General features: G+C 43.6%; 20 protein-coding genes. 11 read left to right on the forward strand and 9 right to left on the reverse strand.

The window, feature by feature from the left end:
- Positions 1-49 precede the first annotated feature (49 nt).
- From gpsA to KP803_RS07850, 4 genes are all read right to left on the reverse strand, one after another.
- On the reverse strand, positions 50-1,087 hold the full coding sequence (gpsA, locus tag KP803_RS07835) for an NAD(P)H-dependent glycerol-3-phosphate dehydrogenase (protein WP_248008272.1): 1,038 nt from the start codon (positions 1,085-1,087) through the stop codon (positions 50-52).
- Between the two features lie 286 nt (positions 1,088-1,373).
- The gene (gene secB / locus KP803_RS07840) at positions 1,374-1,844 is read right to left on the reverse strand and encodes a protein-export chaperone SecB (RefSeq protein ID WP_248008273.1); all 471 of its coding nucleotides are present in this window, start codon (positions 1,842-1,844) and stop codon (positions 1,374-1,376) included.
- A gap of 172 nt (positions 1,845-2,016) precedes the next feature.
- Positions 2,017-2,451, reverse strand: coding sequence for a rhodanese-like domain-containing protein (locus KP803_RS07845; RefSeq protein ID WP_248008274.1), 435 nt, complete (start codon positions 2,449-2,451; stop codon positions 2,017-2,019).
- Between the two features lie 83 nt (positions 2,452-2,534).
- On the reverse strand, positions 2,535-3,290 hold the full coding sequence (locus KP803_RS07850; protein WP_248008275.1) for a hypothetical protein: 756 nt from the start codon (positions 3,288-3,290) through the stop codon (positions 2,535-2,537).
- A gap of 249 nt (positions 3,291-3,539) precedes the next feature.
- Between KP803_RS07850 and KP803_RS07855 the strand changes: the two genes are divergently transcribed.
- The 5 genes from KP803_RS07855 to KP803_RS07875 all read left to right on the forward strand — a co-directional run bounded on the left by KP803_RS07855 (position 3,540) and on the right by KP803_RS07875 (position 8,466).
- Positions 3,540-3,776, forward strand: coding sequence for a hypothetical protein (locus KP803_RS07855; protein ID WP_248008276.1), 237 nt, complete (start codon positions 3,540-3,542; stop codon positions 3,774-3,776).
- Positions 3,777-3,842: 66 nt separating this feature from the next.
- Positions 3,843-4,532 (forward strand): YjbF family lipoprotein, encoded by a 690-nt coding sequence (locus tag KP803_RS07860; protein ID WP_248008277.1) that lies wholly within the window; start codon positions 3,843-3,845, stop codon positions 4,530-4,532.
- Positions 4,529-5,305, forward strand: a complete 777-nt coding sequence (locus KP803_RS07865) for a capsule biosynthesis GfcC family protein (RefSeq protein ID WP_248008278.1) — start codon at positions 4,529-4,531, stop codon at positions 5,303-5,305. Before KP803_RS07860 ends, KP803_RS07865 begins: the two co-directional genes overlap by 4 nt.
- 8 nt (positions 5,306-5,313) lie before the next feature.
- Positions 5,314-7,491 (forward strand): YjbH domain-containing protein, encoded by a 2,178-nt coding sequence (locus KP803_RS07870; RefSeq protein ID WP_427916928.1) that lies wholly within the window; start codon positions 5,314-5,316, stop codon positions 7,489-7,491.
- A gap of 255 nt (positions 7,492-7,746) precedes the next feature.
- Positions 7,747-8,466: a S1 family peptidase gene (locus KP803_RS07875; protein WP_248008280.1), complete on the forward strand. Its 720-nt coding sequence runs from the start codon at positions 7,747-7,749 to the stop codon at positions 8,464-8,466.
- A 79-nt stretch (positions 8,467-8,545) separates the two neighbouring features.
- On the opposite strand, the gene epmA is transcribed toward KP803_RS07875, so the two are convergent.
- Positions 8,546-9,520 (reverse strand): elongation factor P--(R)-beta-lysine ligase, encoded by a 975-nt coding sequence (gene epmA, locus KP803_RS07880; RefSeq protein ID WP_248008281.1) that lies wholly within the window; start codon positions 9,518-9,520, stop codon positions 8,546-8,548.
- Positions 9,521-9,895: 375 nt separating this feature from the next.
- On the opposite strand from epmA, the gene frdA reads away from it, so the two are divergent.
- From frdA to KP803_RS07905, 5 genes are all read left to right on the forward strand, one after another.
- The gene (frdA, locus tag KP803_RS07885) at positions 9,896-11,707 is read left to right on the forward strand and encodes a fumarate reductase (quinol) flavoprotein subunit (protein WP_248008282.1); all 1,812 of its coding nucleotides are present in this window, start codon (positions 9,896-9,898) and stop codon (positions 11,705-11,707) included.
- Complete coding sequence (locus KP803_RS07890; RefSeq protein WP_248008283.1) at positions 11,707-12,465, forward strand: succinate dehydrogenase/fumarate reductase iron-sulfur subunit; 759 nt, start codon at positions 11,707-11,709, stop codon at positions 12,463-12,465. Before frdA ends, KP803_RS07890 begins: the two co-directional genes overlap by 1 nt.
- A gap of 2 nt (positions 12,466-12,467) precedes the next feature.
- Entirely contained in the window at positions 12,468-12,851 is a 384-nt protein-coding gene (frdC, locus tag KP803_RS07895) for a fumarate reductase subunit FrdC (protein ID WP_248008284.1), read from the forward strand.
- Positions 12,852-12,861: 10 nt separating this feature from the next.
- Positions 12,862-13,242 (forward strand): fumarate reductase subunit FrdD, encoded by a 381-nt coding sequence (gene frdD / locus KP803_RS07900; protein ID WP_248008285.1) that lies wholly within the window; start codon positions 12,862-12,864, stop codon positions 13,240-13,242.
- A gap of 230 nt (positions 13,243-13,472) precedes the next feature.
- On the forward strand, positions 13,473-14,072 hold the full coding sequence (locus KP803_RS07905) for an outer membrane beta-barrel protein (RefSeq protein ID WP_248008286.1): 600 nt from the start codon (positions 13,473-13,475) through the stop codon (positions 14,070-14,072).
- 103 nt (positions 14,073-14,175) lie between these two features.
- On the opposite strand, the gene hslU is transcribed toward KP803_RS07905, so the two are convergent.
- The gene (hslU, locus tag KP803_RS07910) at positions 14,176-15,510 is read right to left on the reverse strand and encodes an ATP-dependent protease ATPase subunit HslU (protein WP_248008287.1); all 1,335 of its coding nucleotides are present in this window, start codon (positions 15,508-15,510) and stop codon (positions 14,176-14,178) included.
- Positions 15,511-15,582: 72 nt separating this feature from the next.
- Positions 15,583-16,137, reverse strand: a complete 555-nt coding sequence (gene hslV, locus KP803_RS07915) for an ATP-dependent protease subunit HslV (protein WP_248008288.1) — start codon at positions 16,135-16,137, stop codon at positions 15,583-15,585.
- 308 nt (positions 16,138-16,445) lie between these two features.
- Here hslV and KP803_RS07920 point away from each other — a divergent pair, with 308 nt between their 5' ends.
- Positions 16,446-16,691, forward strand: coding sequence for a hypothetical protein (locus KP803_RS07920; protein WP_248008289.1), 246 nt, complete (start codon positions 16,446-16,448; stop codon positions 16,689-16,691).
- Positions 16,692-16,787: 96 nt separating this feature from the next.
- Here the strand turns inward: KP803_RS07920 and KP803_RS07925 are convergent, their stop codons facing one another.
- The gene (locus tag KP803_RS07925) at positions 16,788-17,345 is read right to left on the reverse strand and encodes an SPOR domain-containing protein (RefSeq protein ID WP_248008290.1); all 558 of its coding nucleotides are present in this window, start codon (positions 17,343-17,345) and stop codon (positions 16,788-16,790) included.
- A gap of 122 nt (positions 17,346-17,467) precedes the next feature.
- Positions 17,468-18,505 (reverse strand): DNA-binding transcriptional regulator CytR, encoded by a 1,038-nt coding sequence (gene cytR, locus KP803_RS07930; RefSeq protein WP_282437226.1) that lies wholly within the window; start codon positions 18,503-18,505, stop codon positions 17,468-17,470.
- Positions 18,506-18,612 lie beyond the last annotated feature (107 nt).

The following is an 18,612-nucleotide window of genomic DNA, read 5'->3' on the forward strand; positions in this document are numbered from 1 at the left end:
TAAGCGAACGTCTTTTTTGTCTTAATCAATCCGATGACAAAAATCGCCTCTATTTCCCTTCAGACTTCTTATCTCTAGCCAGCAAATCTTGCGCTGCTAAGCGTGCATCTTTCCCTTGATACAGTACTTGGTAGATTTGGTCAACAATTGGCATCTCTACGCCCATTCGTCCCGCTAACATCCATACCTCTTTGGTGTTGCGATAACCTTCCACCACCTGACCAATCTCTTCTTGCGCGAGATCGACATCCTTGCCTTCACCCAAAGCTAAACCAAAGCGGCGATTACGAGATTGGTTATCAGTACAAGTTAGCACCAAGTCACCTAGCCCTGCCATACCCATGAACGTTTCAGGTTGCGCCCCAAGAGCTACACCTAGACGCGTCATTTCAGCAAGACCACGAGTGATTAATGCAGTACGAGCGTTTGCACCAAAGCCGATGCCATCAGACATGCCCGCACCAATGGCAATCACGTTCTTCACTGCGCCGCCAAGCTGCATGCCGGTAAAGTCGCTGTTAGCGTATACACGGAAGGTTTTGCTACAGTGAATCTTCTCTTGAAGATCAGCAACAAACTCAGCATCAGGTGAAGCAACAGAGATAGCCGTTGGCATCCCCATAGCCAGTTCTTTCGCAAAGGTTGGTCCTGATAACACAGCTAATGAATAGCCTTCACCCAAAACTTCATGAGCCACTTCCTTTAATAGACGTCCCGTTTCTGGTTCAAGACCTTTGGTTGCCCAGCAGATACGAGTATCTTCACGAAGATGAGGTTTAACGCTACCAAGTACAATTCCAAACACATGGCTTGGTACGACAACCAGAAGATCGCGACTTGCTTGAACCGCTTTTTCGACATCTGACTCGACAATTAAGCTCTCTGGGAAATCGATACCTGGTAGGAACTCATGATTAGCACGATCCGCTTCTAATTGTGCCATGTGCTTAGGTTCATGACCCCAGATAACAACGTTAGCACCGTTTCGAGCAAGAGAAATAGCCAAAGAGGTACCGTAAGAACCCGCACCGATAACGGTCATGGCGATCTCTTTTCCATACGCATTATTTACTTTTGAATCTGTCATTACTTTGCCCGATTATCTTTAGTTTTCTAAAAAAGAAAGTGTGTAGAAAGGTGGTTTACTTAAAAAGTGGCTTATAAAAAGTGTCTACTCGTAAAGCTTCAAAACACTTTGTATAAACAACATTTGGATTATCTAGTAAAGCTCAACCATTCTAAACAAAAAATGCACATCGCATCGTTTTAATTTGATGCTTTGTGCATTCTTTTCAATACGTCATCAAACAAACGTATTTTCACCATCATCGCCACTACAATCCAGTTATAGCAGCGACTATTAGGCGATTCGATTAAGCCTCTGTAGAAGCTTCGCCGTCTTTAGCTTGTTGCTGAAGGTAGTTCATGAACAATGCATCAAAGTTAACTGGTGCAAGGTTTAGTTGAGGGAACGTACCTTTAACCACTAGGCTAGAAATTGTTTCACGAGCGTATGGGAACAAGATGTTCGGGCAGAATGCGCCTAGACAATGTGCAAGTTGACCCGCTTCCATGTTTCCAGCAGTGAAGATACCACCTTGCTGTACTTCACATAAGAATGCTGTGTCGTCTGCGTTCTTAACCGTTACCGTTAAACGTAGAACCACTTCGTAAGTGCCTTCACCAAGCTCACGGCTTTGCGTATCTAGGTCAAGCTTAACATCTGGCTTCCACTCTTTTTGAAACATTACTGGTGAGTTCGGCGCTTCAAAAGAGATGTCTTTTAGGAAGATACGTTGGATAGCGAAATCTTGTGCTTGTTCTTGTGGTGCTGCTTCAGCCATGTTGGAAATCCTTAAATTCGGGTAATTAATTCTGTCATTGAGACTAACCGAGGGATGTGACATTGCGTAATCAAATCTGCAGTTTCGTGGAAACTATCACATCTCTATGCGATAAGTGCTGCCAATTTAGGCAACACTCAATCAAGCAAGGCTTGCTATAACTAAGTTGAGCTTACTTTTTACCACGAACAAGCGGTAAGTTAGCATCACTCCAACCAGCTAAACCATTCTTAAGAAGGTTTACATTTTCAAAGCCAGCTTTAGCAAGTAGGTTAGCGCTCTCTGCTGCTGTTTGACCTGTCTTACATACCACAATGATTGGGTTAGATTTGTACTTTTCAAGGCTGCTTAAGTTACCCGCTTTGATATCTGACGGTAAAATGTGAACTGCGTCAGTAATGTGGCCCTTTTTGAACTCATCTTTAGAGCGAATATCAACCACAACGCCATCTTCACGATTCATCAGTAGCGTTACTTCACCCGCGGTAATCTCTTTATAAGCTGCGGTTGCTGCTTTTACAAAGCTCATAATTAAAGCGATAAAAAGACCTACCCATACCAAAGATAGGATCATATTTTGTTGGAAAAAATCGGTATATTCTTGCATATCCTGCGCTCTTACTGTTTAGGGCTTAAAATTCAGTCAGGAGTATAGCGAGGAAGCGACAAAGAGGCTAGTGAGTATAGGCTTCAATTGCAACTAGACGTGAAGTCAACAAGCTCTGCTCGGCCATTTAATAGAAAACCATGATAACGCGCCTCTACAATTTGATAATCCAGCCTAGGTGAGTAGTAGTAGGTAATCTTATCCGCTCCGCTCTGCTTAACTGGAATAACGTCCATATCGCCCCATCTTTCGTACTCTCTCACTTGAGATGCCAATACCTCATATTGGTATGCTTCTATACCATCCGACGCCTGACGCACCAAAGAGAAGCTCTTTTTCTGATCGATTAGATTCTGCCTTATCTGCATGGTGATGGTATCAATATCGCGAAGTGGTTCATCATCGCTCTCATATCGATGCTCTTCACCGTTAAGCATCACTAAGGAATGGTTAACAGAGTTAGGAAAAGAGACCAACATGTCACGCTTACGAAAGCCGGTGACCTTTTGATGGAAAGATTGAGTCAACCACACCCCCTCTTCTAAGACCATTTCAGAGCTTTGGGTATACGATGATCCAATACCTAAAATACTTGCACGGCTTCGGCTTTTGGCAGTGACTACCTCAGCTAGCCATTGCTCATTTTTTCTCATGTAGCCAGTGCTAATGCCGGATAGGTAGAGGTTATATTCTAGTACCTTGATACACAGAGATACTGCTGTCGCATTTGCTGAAAATGAAGTACCAAAGAAAAGCACGAAAAAAACAAACTGCATTAGTAGTAAGCGTAACGACATAAACACGTCAGGTATCGCCTTCAAATATTGAGAATCGTTCAAAGTCGCTATATTACCCCCTATTCCTTTTCTCTTCTTAAGAATCGAGATCCACACCAACCTTATACTTATCTAGATATACCTATTTTGAAACACTAAACGAATTTGATATTCAATACAGTGAATACTCAATTCGTTACATTTTAATACGCACTATTACTTTTACATTTTAACTACCATTAAATAGACTTTCCTTGTGTGTAAGTTTTTTATACACCTTGGTAAGAATGATTGAATGTTCAAGGAATCATTATGAAGAAATCAGCTATTGCGCTATTGACGACTATCGCTTTCAGCGGTGCTGTAGTAGCAGCTGAAACGACAACAACTGCTGCCGCTGCTGGTAGTACTGAAGCTGCCGCTGCTGCCGCTGTTGGTACTGTAGCACCTACAGCTGTTGCAGTAACTGGCGCTCTTGTGGCTGGTGTTGTTGTTGCAGCAAGTAACTCAGGTTCAGGCACATCGACAACTGTTACAGCGACTCGTTAATCTGAACCATTAAAACAACCGCTTCGGCGGTTGTTTTTCGTATACCTATTTAAGAATATTTTCCGCATGAAAATCGCACTACGGCTCATCACTCTTTTACCTTTTACTTTTCTATTAGGTTGCACACAAAACGCACAAGATCTATCTGATTCTTTTTCTCTTGCTTTATTTGGCCATAACTCCCCAACGCTAACGCAAGAAAATGTAAATAGCATTCCATACGCCAGTAAAATTATTGAGTATGGTGACAACTCAAAAGCACTCATCGTTTTAGCTTGGGTTGAAGCAGGGTCCAATGATGCACCTAATACTCTCAAGTGGTTATCCGCAAGCAATGAGATGGTGGTAACTCAAGCCGGTCGAATAACAAAGACAGCAAACTTTCCTAATTCAAATCTGATAGCCCTTCAATCTGAAAAGCGAGACCCGCTTGCTCGTGGCCTTCACTTATCAACCACGCCACACCACTGGTCATATACCATTTCTTGGCATCCGGGCTACCACATTCAGTATGAGGCTCAATCTCGTTTCAAGGTGTTAGGAGAAGTAGAAAAGCAACTTCCCTTCGAAACAAAAACCTTACTGCATATAGAAGAAGTAGTATCAATACCAGTCATTGAATATCAATCGAGTAATCACTACTGGCTTGATCCTGAATCAGGAAAGGTCATTGCCAGTGAGCAGACGATAATTCCTAATGGCGTCACCATTAAACTTTCGACTGGGAAGTCATACCAGCAGGAGGTAATTCAATGAACAAGCTTTTAACTTCTTGGCTTATTAATCTCATTATCATATTAAGCGCTACAGGCTACGCTATTGCATCTGAAACTACCATTACAGTCCAACACAGTAATAAACAGCCTATTTCCATCACATTTGAACACGCACCAAGGGTTGACTCAGCCATATTAACGGCCACCAACCACCATCACCTTAGCTTGATGGATATCGATTGGCTACAGTCGAAGTTATTTGATAACACAGCTCCTTTTAGCTTAAAAGGAGAAACCCTAAGCTCTATTCGAGAACAAGAAGCTAGAGCTAAAGGCAAAGATAAACCTTACTGGCAAGCGCTCTCTACACAATTTCAAGAGTGGCACTTTTCAGCCAGAGTAATGACTCCCCTCGACCCAGATACAACTCGATTAGATGTGAATAAGAACCCACGTCTAAGAGGGCAGTATCAGTTATATCTTCGTGACATAAGTGCCGAACCGACAATTAACGTCTTAGGATATGTTAAGCAGCCTAGAACACTGCCTTGGTACCCTAGAAAAAGTGCGGTGGATTACTTAGAAATTACTAAACCTATCAGTAGCAGCCATAGCTCCGTGTGGGTAATTCAGCCTGACGGCCAAGCATTTGAATACCCTATCGCCTATTGGAATTATCAATTTCATAATATCGCACCAGGAGCGATCATTTATGTGCCAATGCCACTCAATTTAGTAGGCAACAAAAGCACGACGAACAAAGACACCAACCAGTTAGTTATAGAACTATTAACGCACAAACTCCCATTATGAAGAAACTCATGGATTCAAGTTCACTCCGCTGGTTAACACCTCTTGGAGCTCTAAGTTACGTACTCTCGTCTCCGCTTATTGCTGACGAATTTAGCCCTCCAAAATTGAAACACTCCTACACTGATTTTGGTGGTGTAGGATTAATTCAAATGCCATCAGCGCGTATGATGCCCGAGGGGGAGTTTAGTGCGGCCGCAACCAATAATGATGAGTATCTGCATTACACAGCTACCCTCCAGCTATTTCCTTGGTTAGAGGCCACAATTCGATACACTCAAGTTCACGATTTACTGTACAGCTCTGATCCTGGTTTTAGTGGTAAAACGAAATACACTGATAAATCGATGGATGCCAAAGTACGCTTAATTGAAGAGAGCTACTGGTTGCCTGAGCTATCTGTTGGCTTCCGAGATTTTGGTGGCACAGGCCTTTTTGATGGTGAGTTTGTTGCGGCAAGTAAACACATTGGCCCCGTAGATCTAACATTAGGTGTTGGCTGGGGCTATTTAGGCAACAGAGCAAACCTAGCTGGGGACAAATCACTCTCCGTTGATTGTGGGCGCGATACCGTTACACAAGGCCGTGGTGGTTTGGTTAATGGTGAAAGGTTTTTTTCCGGTTGTGTGTCTTTGTTTGGTGGAATGGAATACCAAACTCCACATGAACCACTGCGCCTAAAAGTAGAATACGACGGTAACGACTACAACAGTGACTTTCCTTCTACTCGCGGGGGCATTGACATGACCCCAGCGACACCTTGGAACTTCGGTTTGGTTTACGGGTTAACCGATTGGGCTGATCTTCGCTTAAGTTACGAACGTGGTGATACTTTTACCGCAGGAATCACTATGGCTACTAACCTTTCTAGCCTCAAACCAAACTGGGTAGACCAACCAAGGCCGAGTTATCAACCTGTAGACAGAAAAAAAGAGTTAACAGATAAAGAGTGGAATGAGCTTACTTCTGAAGTTGCGCAAGTTGCGGGATATAACGAACTAACCATCTATCATGATGACGACGCCGTTATCATCGAAGGTGAACCAGTTAAATACCGAGACCCAAACGAAGCACACCATAGAGCCGCCTTAGCTCTAGCTAACTCAGGTATTGATGCAAACCGCTATCACATTATTGATACTGCACATCACCAACCTATGCAAGAGACTGTCATCAATGCAAACGCGTTTAAACGAGTAGCTGATAACGACTATCCTGACTCCAACTTTAAGGATGCTAGTTACACAAAAGGTTCAACCGTTGAGGGGCACAATACGAAATCAAGCATTAACGAACCCTTCTACTATGGCTTTTCACCAGTACTCCAGCAATCCATTGGGGGTTCTGAAAATTTTTACCTATACGCCGTTGGTGTTAGTGCTGATGCAAGCTATGAACTTGGTTCAAACTGGCGAGCCTCTGGCAGCCTCTATGCAAACCTCTTTGATAACTATGATAAATATAAATATACCGTGCCACCTGATGGAACCGATCTAAAGCGAGTTCGAACTCTATCCCGTCAATACTACGACCAGTTTTTGCGTGTCGATAACCTGCAACTGACTCACTTTGACCGTTTTCAGGATAGCATTTATACCCAAGCTTATGGCGGCTACTTAGAAGCGATGTTTGCCGGTGTCGGTACTGAGCTTATGTATCGACCATTTGGAAAAAACTGGGCAATCGGCGCAGATATTAACTATGTAATTCAGAGAGATCCGGATTCAACCTTTGGTTTATTTACAGAAGAGCGCCATTTAGATGAACAAACCGGTCGATACTACAGTGTTCAAACCGGAACCTTTACAGGTCATGCAACTCTGTATTGGCAACCTAAATTTTGGTCTCTGATTGACAATACGTTACTTAAAGCCAGTGCAGGCCAGTATCTAACAGAAGATATAGGCATCACACTGGACTATTCTAAACAGTTTGATAGTGGCGTCACTGCTGGCGCGTTTATTACCAAAACTAATTTGTCTGCTGAAGAGTTTGGTGAAGGCAGCTACACCAAAGGCTTCTATGTTTCTATTCCACTGGACCTAATGACAGTGAAACCAAGTCGTGAACGAGCCACGATATCTTGGTTACCTCTCCAACGAGATGGCGGTCAAATGTTAAATCGCAAATACCACCTTTACGACACCACAGATATCCGTTCACCGTGGAACACGAAACCCTCAAAATAAATGCATAACCTTTTGTGACCCTGCTTCAGGGGCGAGTTCTTCGCTCCTGAAACTCTCTCTATTGATATTTGACTCAAAATCACAAATCTATTGATAAAATCATAAATAATCACACTTTCATTACATTTCCATCGCCAATGTGACGTTAATCATCTATGGTTTCATTAGATATGGAACATCAATAGAAAGAAGAGTGCGCATTCCTTCTCTAAATAATTCAAATATCCGAGACCAATGAGTCATGGAGGAGAGAAGATGCATACAATTCGAACGATATTTATCGTTATTTTTAGCTCATTGATCTTAGCTGGCTGTGTTCACAGCAATGGTGCAACGACAGCGGCAATAAAACACCCCGACATTAATTATGAATTCCTCGGCGTCCCTATTCTTTTTCAAGGCTACGGCACGAGCGTTCCTATCAGCAACGAGTTAAGCCTTACTGCTGCACACGTTGCTTCGCTTAGCTACAACAAGGTTATTGCCTACCACCCACAATGCGATATCGCCCTTATACAATCGGACAATACACTTGATTCTTTATCTCCGCGTGGATTGGTTTTTCCAGGAGAATCAGTAAAAGCATTTGGAATGGATGCCACTGGAGACGTTATTACCAGTGATGGCATTTATCATCTTGACCTAAACTTTGTGAATGACAAAAACTATGCCGAGTGCCCTGCAAGTATTACTGACGCTGCAATACAAGGTGGAATGAGTGGTGGGGGTGCTTACAATGAAAAAGGGGAATTAGTAGGGATCCTCACGGGGATCGCCGATAAAAGAGACACTCGTCTTCTTTCTGGTGAGCCGTTGGATATTGAACGCTTGAGTATCTTTGTTCCGACACAATTCCTTGAGCCTTGGTTAAATGAGCATATGACTCGCTACTACCGAGAGAACGTCTCAGTTGCACAATCAACGATACCAAAGAAAACCATAAAAACGTTGCCTGAAAAGAAACAGCTTAAGTAACCTACATTAACGTTTTTATGTTAAAGAAGTGGCTATGCACGGTGGCTACTTCTTATCATTCAACTCACCTTTTCCCACACTATGCCCTAGGAAATGAAAAAGCCGTTACCTCATCAATGTGCTGACAATCCAGAGCCAACATAACCAAGCGATCAATTCCTAACGCAACACCGGCGCAGTTAGGAAAGCCAGCTTCCAATGCTGAGACCAAATTCAAATCAATTGGCTGCTTAGCTAAGCCCATCTCAAGGCGTTTATGATTATCTTGCTCAAAGCGTGCGAGTTGCTCTTTGGCGTTATCCAGTTCGTGAAAACCATTGGCTAGTTCAATGCCTTTGAAATAGACCTCAAAGCGATCAGCAACTCGCTTATCTTTGGTGTTTATTTTTGCTAAAGCCGCTTGCGATGCAGGAAAGTCATAAACCATAGCAGGTGCATTCTGGCCTATCTTAGGTTCAATGCCGATACAAAACAAAAGCTGTAGTAACGTATCTCTATCTTGTTCATTCTCTGCGATATCACTTAAACCAAGCTTATTTGCTGCCTCTTTCAAAGTATCCATTGAACCTTCCAACGGGCATACACCTAAAACATCAATAAATGCTTGTTGATACGTTATCTTTTTAGCCCCTTGGCAACCCAAAACTTGCTGTAATAGTTCATCCATTTCATCCATCAGCTGATGATGGTCAAAATCAACACGATACCACTCCAACATAGTGAACTCTGGGTTATGGTAACGACCGTTCTCTTCATTACGAAAAGACTTACATATCTGATAAATACAGCCGCTGCCAGCCGCTAATAAACGCTTCATGTGGAATTCTGGGCTGGTCATGAAATAGAGTTGACGACCGTGCGCATAGTCAGGCCCAACAAACGTTGTTTTGAACGTATGCAGGTGAATATCGGTCACCGTTGCGTGACTCATTGCGGGTGTGTCCACCTCAAGTACGTCTCTATTGGTAAAAAACTGACGGATAGTAGCCACAATACTGGCACGCTTTCTAAGTTGCTCAATAGTCGCACTTGGTTGCCAAGTTTGCTCTGTCATTCTCTGGTCATCTCACTCATTTTATACTGGCTCTATTCTAGCGATAAACACTGACCGCTAACATCCTATTTATCGCCGATTTTCTTCTCTTCGATTCCGTGCAGTTTTTAGTCAAGCCATTGGGAATGGTGACATCAATCACACAAAATAGAATAAGTATGCTCATGTTTGCATTTCTGATGAAAAAGCCTGACTGAATCAATTTATTCGTCATTCTGCTCTTCTAAACTGGCTTGGTCGTCAAAAGGCACTCTTGATATTTTGCTTGATAAAGCACGTTTAGAATCAAGGCCTAATATCAATATAAAGACTCTAGGGGCAGCAAGTTAGCGAACCTAGCATTCAATAATAACAATCACTCACTGGAGGATAACTGTGCAAACTATTACCACAGATATCGCGGTCATCGGCGCTGGTGGCGCTGGTCTTCGTACTGCTATTGCGGCTGCGGAAGCAAACCCTGACTTAGAAGTCGCACTCATTTCCAAAGTTTATCCTATGCGCTCCCATACGGTTGCCGCAGAAGGTGGATCCGCAGCTGTTATCAAGGATGAAGACAGTCTAGACAATCACTTCAACGATACTGTTGGCGGTGGTGACTGGCTATGTGAACAGGACGTTGTTGAATATTTCGTTAAAAACGCAACCCGTGAAATGATCCAAATGGAGCAATGGGGTTGTCCGTGGAGTCGTAAAGAGAATGGCGAAGTTAACGTTCGTCGTTTCGGTGGGATGAAAGTAGAGCGTACATGGTTTGCCGCAGATAAAACCGGCTTCCACATGCTTCACACCCTATTCCAAACCTCAATGAAGTACAGCCAAATCAATCGTTTTGATGAGTACTTTGTGGTTGATCTTCTTGTTGAAGATGGTGAAATCCAAGGCCTTATTGCTATTCATATGGCGGAAGGCGAGCTTATTACTATTCGCGCTAAATCCGTTGTTCTTGCAACAGGCGGTGCTGGTCGTGTGTATCACTGTAATACCAACGGCGGCATCGTAACGGGCGATGGCATGGCGATGGCCTATCGTCACGGCGTACCACTGCGTGATATGGAGTTTGTTCAATACCACCCAACCGGTCTACCGGGGACAGGTATCTTGATGACTGAAGGTTGTCGTGGTGAAGGCGGGATTATCGTCAACAAGAATGGCTACCGTTACCTACAAGATTACGGCATGGGTCCTGAAACCCCAGTCGGCGAGCCTAAGAATAAATACATGGAACTGGGTCCGCGTGACAAAGTATCCCAAGCGTTCTGGCATGAGCAGCAAAAAGGCAACACCATCAAGCACCCGCTCGGTGATGTGGTTCACCTTGATCTACGCCACCTTGGTGAAGAGTACTTGCAAGAGCGTCTACCGTTCATCTGTGAGCTATCAAAAGCATACGTGAACGTTGATCCAGCCAAAGAACCAATTCCAATTCGCCCTACCGTTCACTACACCATGGGTGGCATTGAAACCAATGGCGATTGTGAAACTCAAATCAAAGGTTTATTCGCGGTCGGTGAATGTGCCTCTGTCGGTCTTCACGGTGCTAACCGTTTAGGTTCTAACTCTCTCGCTGAGTTTGTTGTCTTTGGCCGCGTTGCAGGTGAAAACGCAGTGAAGCGCGCTGAAGAATTCAAAGGCTGGAACGAGGAGTCTATTGATAAACAAGTGAAAGCCGTTGAAGCACGCATTGCTGCTATCTTGGCTCAAGATGGTGATGAGAACTGGGCGGATATCCGAACTGAGATGGGTCACACCATGGAAGCGGGTTGTGGTATCTACCGCCAAGAAGATCTGATGCAAGCGACAATCGATAAGATCACTGAGCTTAAAGCACGCTACAAAAACATTGGCATTAAAGATAAAGGTAAAGTCTTTAATACAGACCTTCTTTACGCAATTGAAGTGGGTTACGGCCTTGAAGTTGCTGAAGCTATGGTTCATTCCGCAATTCTACGTAAAGAGTCTCGTGGGGCTCATCAACGTTTAGATGAAGAGTGTACTGAACGCGATGACGTCAATTTCTTGAAGCACTCTTTGGCTTATTTCCAAGAAGATGCCGCGCCAAACATCGATTATCGTGATGTCACCATCACTAAGTCTCAACCGAAAGCGCGCCTATACGGTGAAGCTGCTGAAAAAGCGGCGGCAGAGGAAGCTGCTCAAGAAAAACAGAAAGAGGAGCAAGAGTAATGCCTGCGAATCGAATTCAAAAAATAGACATACTGCGCTATGACCCAGCAAAAGACAGCGAGCCGCATAAGCAAGCGTTCGAGATTCCATTTGACGATACCATGTCAGTGCTCGATGCGATTGGTTACATCAAAGATAACCTAGACAAAGATCTCTCTTACCGTTGGTCTTGTCGTATGGCAATCTGTGGTTCGTGTGGAATCATGGTCAATGGCGTACCAAAACTGGCTTGTAAATGCTTCTTACGTGATTACCCTGACGGTTTAACCATTGAACCTCTTGCTAATTTCCCAATTGAGAAAGATCTGATTGTTGATATGACGCCATTCATTGAGCGTCTTGAAGCGGTTAAGCCTTATATCCTTGGTAATGATCGCACTCCAGAAGATGGCACCAACATTCAAACGCCTGAACAGATGGCGAAATATAAGCAATTTGCTGGCTGTATCAACTGTGGCCTGTGCTACGCAGCCTGTCCTCAGTTTGGTTTGAACCCAGAGTTTATTGGCCCTGCAGCATTAACGCTTGCACACCGCTATAACCTAGATAGCCGTGATAACGGTAAGAGTGAACGCATGGGGATCATCAATGGCGACAACGGTGCATGGGGCTGTACGTTTGTCGGTTACTGCTCTGATGTTTGCCCTAAAAACGTTGACCCTGCTGCTGCGGTAAACCAAGGCAAGATTGAATCTTCAATGGATTTTGTCATTGCAATGCTAAAGCCTGACGGAACAAAACAGAAAGAGGAGGCATAAGGATGAGTAATCGTAAACCTTACGTTCGTGAAATGAAGCGTACTTGGTGGAGCAATCACCCTTTCTACCGCTTCTATATGTTGCGTGAAGCAACAGTGCTACCTCTGATCTTATTTACACTGTTTCTTACAGTTGGATTAGCGTCATTGGTCAAAGGCCCTGAAGCATGGGGAACATGGCTAAGCTTTATGGCAAACCCTATAGTCGTTGCCATTAATATCGTTGCTCTTGCCGGAAGCTTACTTCATGCGCACACCTTCTTTGGCATGATGCCGCAAGTCATGCCACTTCGACTGAAAGGCAAACTTATCGATAAGAAAGTGATTGTATTGTCTCAATGGGCAGCGGTAGCGTTTATCTCACTCATTGTACTCATCATCGTTTAAGGAGCATATTGTGGTTACAAACAACTATAAAGTGAACAAAACCCCAAGCCGCTCTGATGAGCCTATCTGGTGGGGATTGTTCGGTGCGGGTGGTACATGGTTTGCCATGATCACGCCTGTAACCGTATTGGTACTCGGAATTCTTGCACCACTGGGAATCATTGATGCGGAGGCTCTTAGCTATGAGCGTGTCAGCAACTTTACCACCAGCATCATTGGCGCGCTATTTATCATAGGAACACTAGCATTACCGATGTGGCATGCAATGCACCGACTACATCACGGTATGCATGATCTCAAGATTCATGCTGGCGTTGTGGGTAAGATTGGCTGCTACTTCTTCGCGGCAATGATCAGTGTACTTTCCATCATCTTTATTTTGATGATTTAGTGCCTAGCTAGAATCTATTTCTCTTCAAAGTTAAACCACCTACGCTCTTGCTAGGTGGTTTTTTCTTTTCTGTTCTGCTTTTCCAAAAGTCTCTTCTTTTTATTCCAGCCTGATAAGAATCAGTTATGAGCGTAATAACTATCTTTTCAATTGTACAGTGTACACAATCCGTCACATCGAATTGAACGGCGTTCAATTAATTATTTAGACTAACTTTACGAGATTGAAAAATGAAAAAAGTAATTGGTTTGGCTCTACTTGCTGCAGTTTCTGCTCCTTCTGCATTCGCGACTTCTGTTAACTACTTTGCCGGTGGTGGTTTTGGTTCTCATTATTCTGAAATGAAGGGGTATGGTACGACATTAGATGACCGTACTGGTGCATTTCACATCCGTGGTGGTGCATACATCAACGATGTTCACCGTGTAACACTAACAGGTAACTTCGCTGGCGATGCTGAACTATTTTCTGCTTCAGGTAATGTTGCAGGTGATGATATCTCAATTAACGGCGAGCTGAATCAAAATGAATGGTTGGCATCATACGACTATGTTCATGCTATCAATAATGAGTTTTCGGTATTTGGCGGTGTCAGTGCTGGCTTTGTCAAAAATAAGACCACTATCTCATGGGATATAAATGGGACTCCAGATTCAGACTCTCATAGTGAAACTGACTTTGCAGTTGGCGCTCAAGTGGGTGTTCAGTACACGTTAACCAAAGAACTATCTATTGATGGTACTTACCGCAATATGGGTAAATCTTTGAATGAAGATGGCATAAAAGTTACTGGTAGCGAATTCGCTATTTCTCTGGACTATCGTTTCTAATTATCCAGTTTAGTCTATTGGACTTTAGCTCTTGAATTAGAAATAAAAAGGGTTGGCACTATGCCAACCCTTTCTCGTTCTTATCTAATTGAGCAATTATTCGTTAAAGAATAAAGCGGCTGAGATCTTCATTTTCAACCAACTCACCTAAACAGTCTTTCACATACTTAGCATCAATAGTTAAGCTTGTGCCTGCTTTGTCTGTTGCTTCAAATGAAATCTCATCCATCAAACGCTCCATGACCGTATGCAGACGACGCGCACCAATGTTTTCAGTCGTTTCATTCACATGCCATGCGGCTTCAGCAATTTGCGTAATGCCATCTTCAGTGAAGCTAACGTCTACATCTTCCGTTTTCATTAGCGCAATATATTGCTCTGTCAGTGACGCTTTCGGCTCGGTTAAGATGCGCTTAAAGTCATTACTTGAAAGTGCTTCCAGCTCTACACGAATAGGTAGACGTCCTTGAAGCTCAGGAATAAGATCAGATGGCTTAGACACTTGGAATGCACCTGAGGTAACAAACAAGATGTGGTCAGTTTTTACCATGCCATGCTTAGTTGAAACTGTGCTGCCTTCAATCAATGGTAGTAGATCACGCTGAACACCTTCACGTGACACGTCTGGGCCTGAGCTGTCACCGCGCTTACAGATCTTGTCGATTTCATCGATGAAGACAATACCGTTATTCTCTACATTGTAGATAGAGTTCTCTTTCAGCTCTTCTTGATTAACCAGTTTTGCCGCTTCTTCTTCTGTTAATGCTTTAAAAGCGTCTTTGATTTTTAGCTTACGCTTTTTCTTGGTATCGCCCGCTAAATTCTGGAACATCCCTTGAAGCTGATTGGTCATCTCTTCCATGCCAGGAGGAGACATGATCTCTACGCCCATTTGCGGCGCGGCAACATCAATTTCAATCTCTTTGTCGTCGAGCTTACCCTCACGTAACTTCTTACGGAAAATTTGACGAGTGTTCGATGATGTATCTGTTGATTTATCGCTCTCACCCCAAGCGTCACGCGCTGGTGGTAATAGAGCATCAAGAATTCGCTCTTCAGCCTGCTCTTCAGCGCGGAATTGCACTTTTTCCATCGCCTGCTGATGCGTCATTTTAATCGCCACATCGGTTAGGTCACGGATAATGGTTTCAACTTCTTTACCCACGTAGCCCACTTCAGTGAACTTAGTCGCTTCTACTTTAATAAAAGGCGCATTCGCCAGTTTCGCCAGGCGGCGAGCAATTTCCGTCTTACCCACACCTGTTGGGCCAATCATAAGAATGTTCTTTGGTGTTACTTCAACGCGCAAGCTCTCTTCTAACTGCATTCGACGCCAGCGGTTACGCAGTGCAATGGCGACTGAACGTTTAGCTTGATCTTGACCAATAATGTGGCGGTTAAGTTCGTGAACAATTTCACGAGGAGTCATTTCAGACATATTGTTTTCCTTAAAACGGTATCACTTACTATTTTTGTTTTTGTTCTGCTTTATCCAACTTAATGGCAGCAATTACTCCGCTTTAGCGGCAAGAATATCAGCAGGAATTTCTAGTTCTTCAATAGTATGGTGTTGGTTAGTGAAGACACAGATATCGCCAGCTATCTTCAGTGATTTTTGTGCAACTTCTAGTGCGTCTAATTCGGTATTTTCTAGTAGTGCTGTCGCCGCAGCTTGAGCAAAGTTACCACCAGAGCCAATCGCAATCAGATCATTCTCAGGCTGAACCACATCGCCATTACCTGTGATGATTAATGATGCTGTCTCATCAGCAACGGCCAGTAGCGCTTCAAGCTTACGAAGTGCGCGATCGCTGCGCCAATCTTTCGCCAATTCAACCGCCGCTTTCGTCAGGTGACCCTGATGCATTTGTAGCTTGCTTTCAAAACGCTCAAATAGAGTAAATGCATCGGCTGTACTACCAGCAAAACCAGCGAGAACCTTGTTGTTATATAGGCGGCGTACTTTTTTAGCATTACCTTTCATTACGGTATTACCAAGCGATACTTGTCCATCTCCCGCGATAACGACTTTATTATTTCGACGTACAGATACAATGGTAGTCACGAGTAGGGCCTCTTATTCTTAAATAGGGAATTACCCAATGATATGCGGACTGAATAATCAAATTTCAAGTCATTAGCAAAGCGAGGTTCTCTTTTTGAGCACTGTACGATTAGAAACAAACTGCAACAAAAAAGATGGCAAATCACGATTTTAAAAACCTTCAAGAAAACAGGCAGATAAATTTTGTTCACGCTTCGAAGTTAATACCACTTAAGTAGTAACCAAACAATCGTGATATGGGTAACATTATTATTGCCATTCTTCCTCGAGAATCTAAGGACAAAATTATAAAAAGATAAGGGATTATTTTGAAAGCACAAACATTGGGCGGCTGCCACTCTCATACTAAAAACAAAGATTACCAATCACTTGCTCGCCACCTTGAACTGTCTGGCGGAAGCACAGTTGCAACGCTACTGGACTCGGCTTCCACTTATGTTAGCGGTTCGCCAATAAAGGTGATGAAAGAGATGCATAATCACGGTTATATCGATTTGAACAATAACAAGGTTCAACTTTCAACGAACGGTGCTAAGCGCTTTTTGATAAAGTAATTGGATGTTTAGATATGAGAAAGGCGATTCACTTGAATCGCCTTTTTATTTGTTTCTCTTTCGTGATTTTTAGAAAAGTGAGAGAAATTCAGAGCTCTATTGCGCCTGCTTCCAAATCGCGCAAGGCTCTATCTTGGCACGCTGCAATTTATGCCTGTCTCGCTCTGCATCACGCTTAAGTGTATAAGGGCCTAAAACAACACGATACCAACTGCTGCCCTCTTTCTTCCTGACTTCACTTTGAAGACCCTGGAAGGCGATATTCGCTTTACGCTCTTCAGCCTGGCTAGAGAGTTTAAACGCACCACACTGCATAATATATGGAATCTCAGAGACTACTTGCTCTTTCGCCTCAACCTCTACTTTTCGATTGGGCAGAGAGTCAACATAATCCCATTTTTCTTCCGGTGGTTTTGGTAACGCCGTTGCTGGTTTTGCTTTCGGCTTTGGCTTCACAACCGGTTTAGTGACTTGCGTTGGTGGTTCAGGGTCATTGCTGAGTGTATAAAGCCCATAGCCAAACGCCCCCAGTAAAATGAGTGCAATTAGCCCACTCCGCCAAGGTTTTCTTCCTGATGGGCGCTTTTTCGACGCTTTACCGCCAGTCGATTTTTTACCGCCTCGACCACGCTTTACATAATCTTTATTTGCCACGATTGAATATCAACATTGAAATCTCAGCACACATGGTAATTCAGTTTCATGAGGGATAACAGTACAGAAATGGAAGCAGCGCACCAATATGCGCTGCCAGATCGTTAGTTTTTCGTAAGAAATTACATCACACGCGGGGGCGCGGCACTTTGCCTCACGACCAGGTGCGTCTCAAGTAAGCGAGAGCCAGCACGTACATCATGCCCTCTAAGAAGCTCGAGCATCATTAACATCGCTTGGCGACCTATCTCATATCGAGGTTGCGAGATGGTCGTCAGTGGTGGATCGCTGTATTGAGCAAACTGAATATCATCAAAGCCGACAACAGAAAGATCTTGTGGCACTCGCAAGCCTAGCTTTTTCGCTTCTTGAATGGCGCCAATGGCCATTACGTCACTATGACAGAAAATCGCAGTTGGCGGCTCAGGGAGCGCGAGTAATTGACGAACGGCTTTTGCGCCGGCTTCAAACGTAAAGTCACCATAAGCAGTATACGTCGGGTTCATCATGATGCCGCCACGTCTTAATGCTTGCTGATAACCTTGATGGCGGAACTGACACAAGACCGCATGTTGAGGGCCAGAAATTTGTGCGACGCGTTTATGGCCCATTTGAGTTAAGTAATTCACAGCCTCAAATGCGGACGTTAAGTTATCAATATGAACCGTTGGAAGCTCTAGTTCAGGCGCAAATTCACATGCCATCACCATAGGTGGAAGGTTTTTCTGCTCTGCTTTGCTCACATCAAAAGGAAGATCGCTACCAAGCAGCAACATACCGTCAGCTTGCTTAGTGAAAACGAGATTTACAAAAGAAGATTCGCGTCTTTTTTGTTGTGAACTGTCGCCCAGAAGAACGAGATAACCGTGCTCCATCGCCGCATCTTCAATACCACGAATAATTTCAGAGAAATAAGGGTCGCAAATATCAGGGACAATGGTAACAATGGTTTTTGATTCATTTCGGCGCAAGTTGCGCGCCAAAGAGTTTGGTGAATAACCAGCTTCCAAAACAGCATCTTCAACACGCTTACGTGTCGACGAAGAAACTTTTTCCGGATTCATCAGAGCTCGAGACACAGTGGCGGTTGAGACTCCTGCAAGCTGGGCAACATCCTTCATTGTCGCCATATTTTTAACCCTCTTTTCCTTTGTATACAGCCATGCTGCATTGCATATAATTAAAGTTTTTATGGCGAACTGATGTTCACTCTTATTTTTCTATGTTCTGATAGTTTATTCATTTCTAAACATAAAGTTACGGTGAG

This window comes from Vibrio amylolyticus, assembly GCF_023145695.1.
GTDB lineage: Bacteria > Pseudomonadota > Gammaproteobacteria > Enterobacterales > Vibrionaceae > Vibrio > Vibrio amylolyticus.

Excerpts from the sequence above, each read along its gene's own strand:
- KP803_RS07905 (WP_248008286.1), top strand. The coding sequence starts at position 13,473 with ATGAAAAAAGTAATTGGTTTGGCTCTACTTGCTGCAGTTTCTGCTCCT.
- KP803_RS07870 (WP_427916928.1), top strand. The coding sequence starts at position 5,314 with ATGGATTCAAGTTCACTCCGCTGGTTAACACCTCTTGGAGCTCTAAGT.
- gpsA (WP_248008272.1), bottom strand. The coding sequence starts at position 1,087 with ATGACAGATTCAAAAGTAAATAATGCGTATGGAAAAGAGATCGCCATG.
- KP803_RS07860 (WP_248008277.1), top strand. The coding sequence starts at position 3,843 with ATGAAAATCGCACTACGGCTCATCACTCTTTTACCTTTTACTTTTCTA.
- KP803_RS07865 (WP_248008278.1), top strand. The coding sequence starts at position 4,529 with ATGAACAAGCTTTTAACTTCTTGGCTTATTAATCTCATTATCATATTA.
- frdC (WP_248008284.1), top strand. The coding sequence starts at position 12,468 with ATGAGTAATCGTAAACCTTACGTTCGTGAAATGAAGCGTACTTGGTGG.
- KP803_RS07890 (WP_248008283.1), top strand. The coding sequence starts at position 11,707 with ATGCCTGCGAATCGAATTCAAAAAATAGACATACTGCGCTATGACCCA.
- epmA (WP_248008281.1), bottom strand. The coding sequence starts at position 9,520 with ATGACAGAGCAAACTTGGCAACCAAGTGCGACTATTGAGCAACTTAGA.
- KP803_RS07845 (WP_248008274.1), bottom strand. The coding sequence starts at position 2,451 with ATGCAAGAATATACCGATTTTTTCCAACAAAATATGATCCTATCTTTG.
- KP803_RS07875 (WP_248008280.1), top strand. The coding sequence starts at position 7,747 with ATGCATACAATTCGAACGATATTTATCGTTATTTTTAGCTCATTGATC.
- KP803_RS07855 (WP_248008276.1), top strand. The coding sequence starts at position 3,540 with ATGAAGAAATCAGCTATTGCGCTATTGACGACTATCGCTTTCAGCGGT.
- secB (WP_248008273.1), bottom strand. The coding sequence starts at position 1,844 with ATGGCTGAAGCAGCACCACAAGAACAAGCACAAGATTTCGCTATCCAA.
- hslU (WP_248008287.1), bottom strand. The coding sequence starts at position 15,510 with ATGTCTGAAATGACTCCTCGTGAAATTGTTCACGAACTTAACCGCCAC.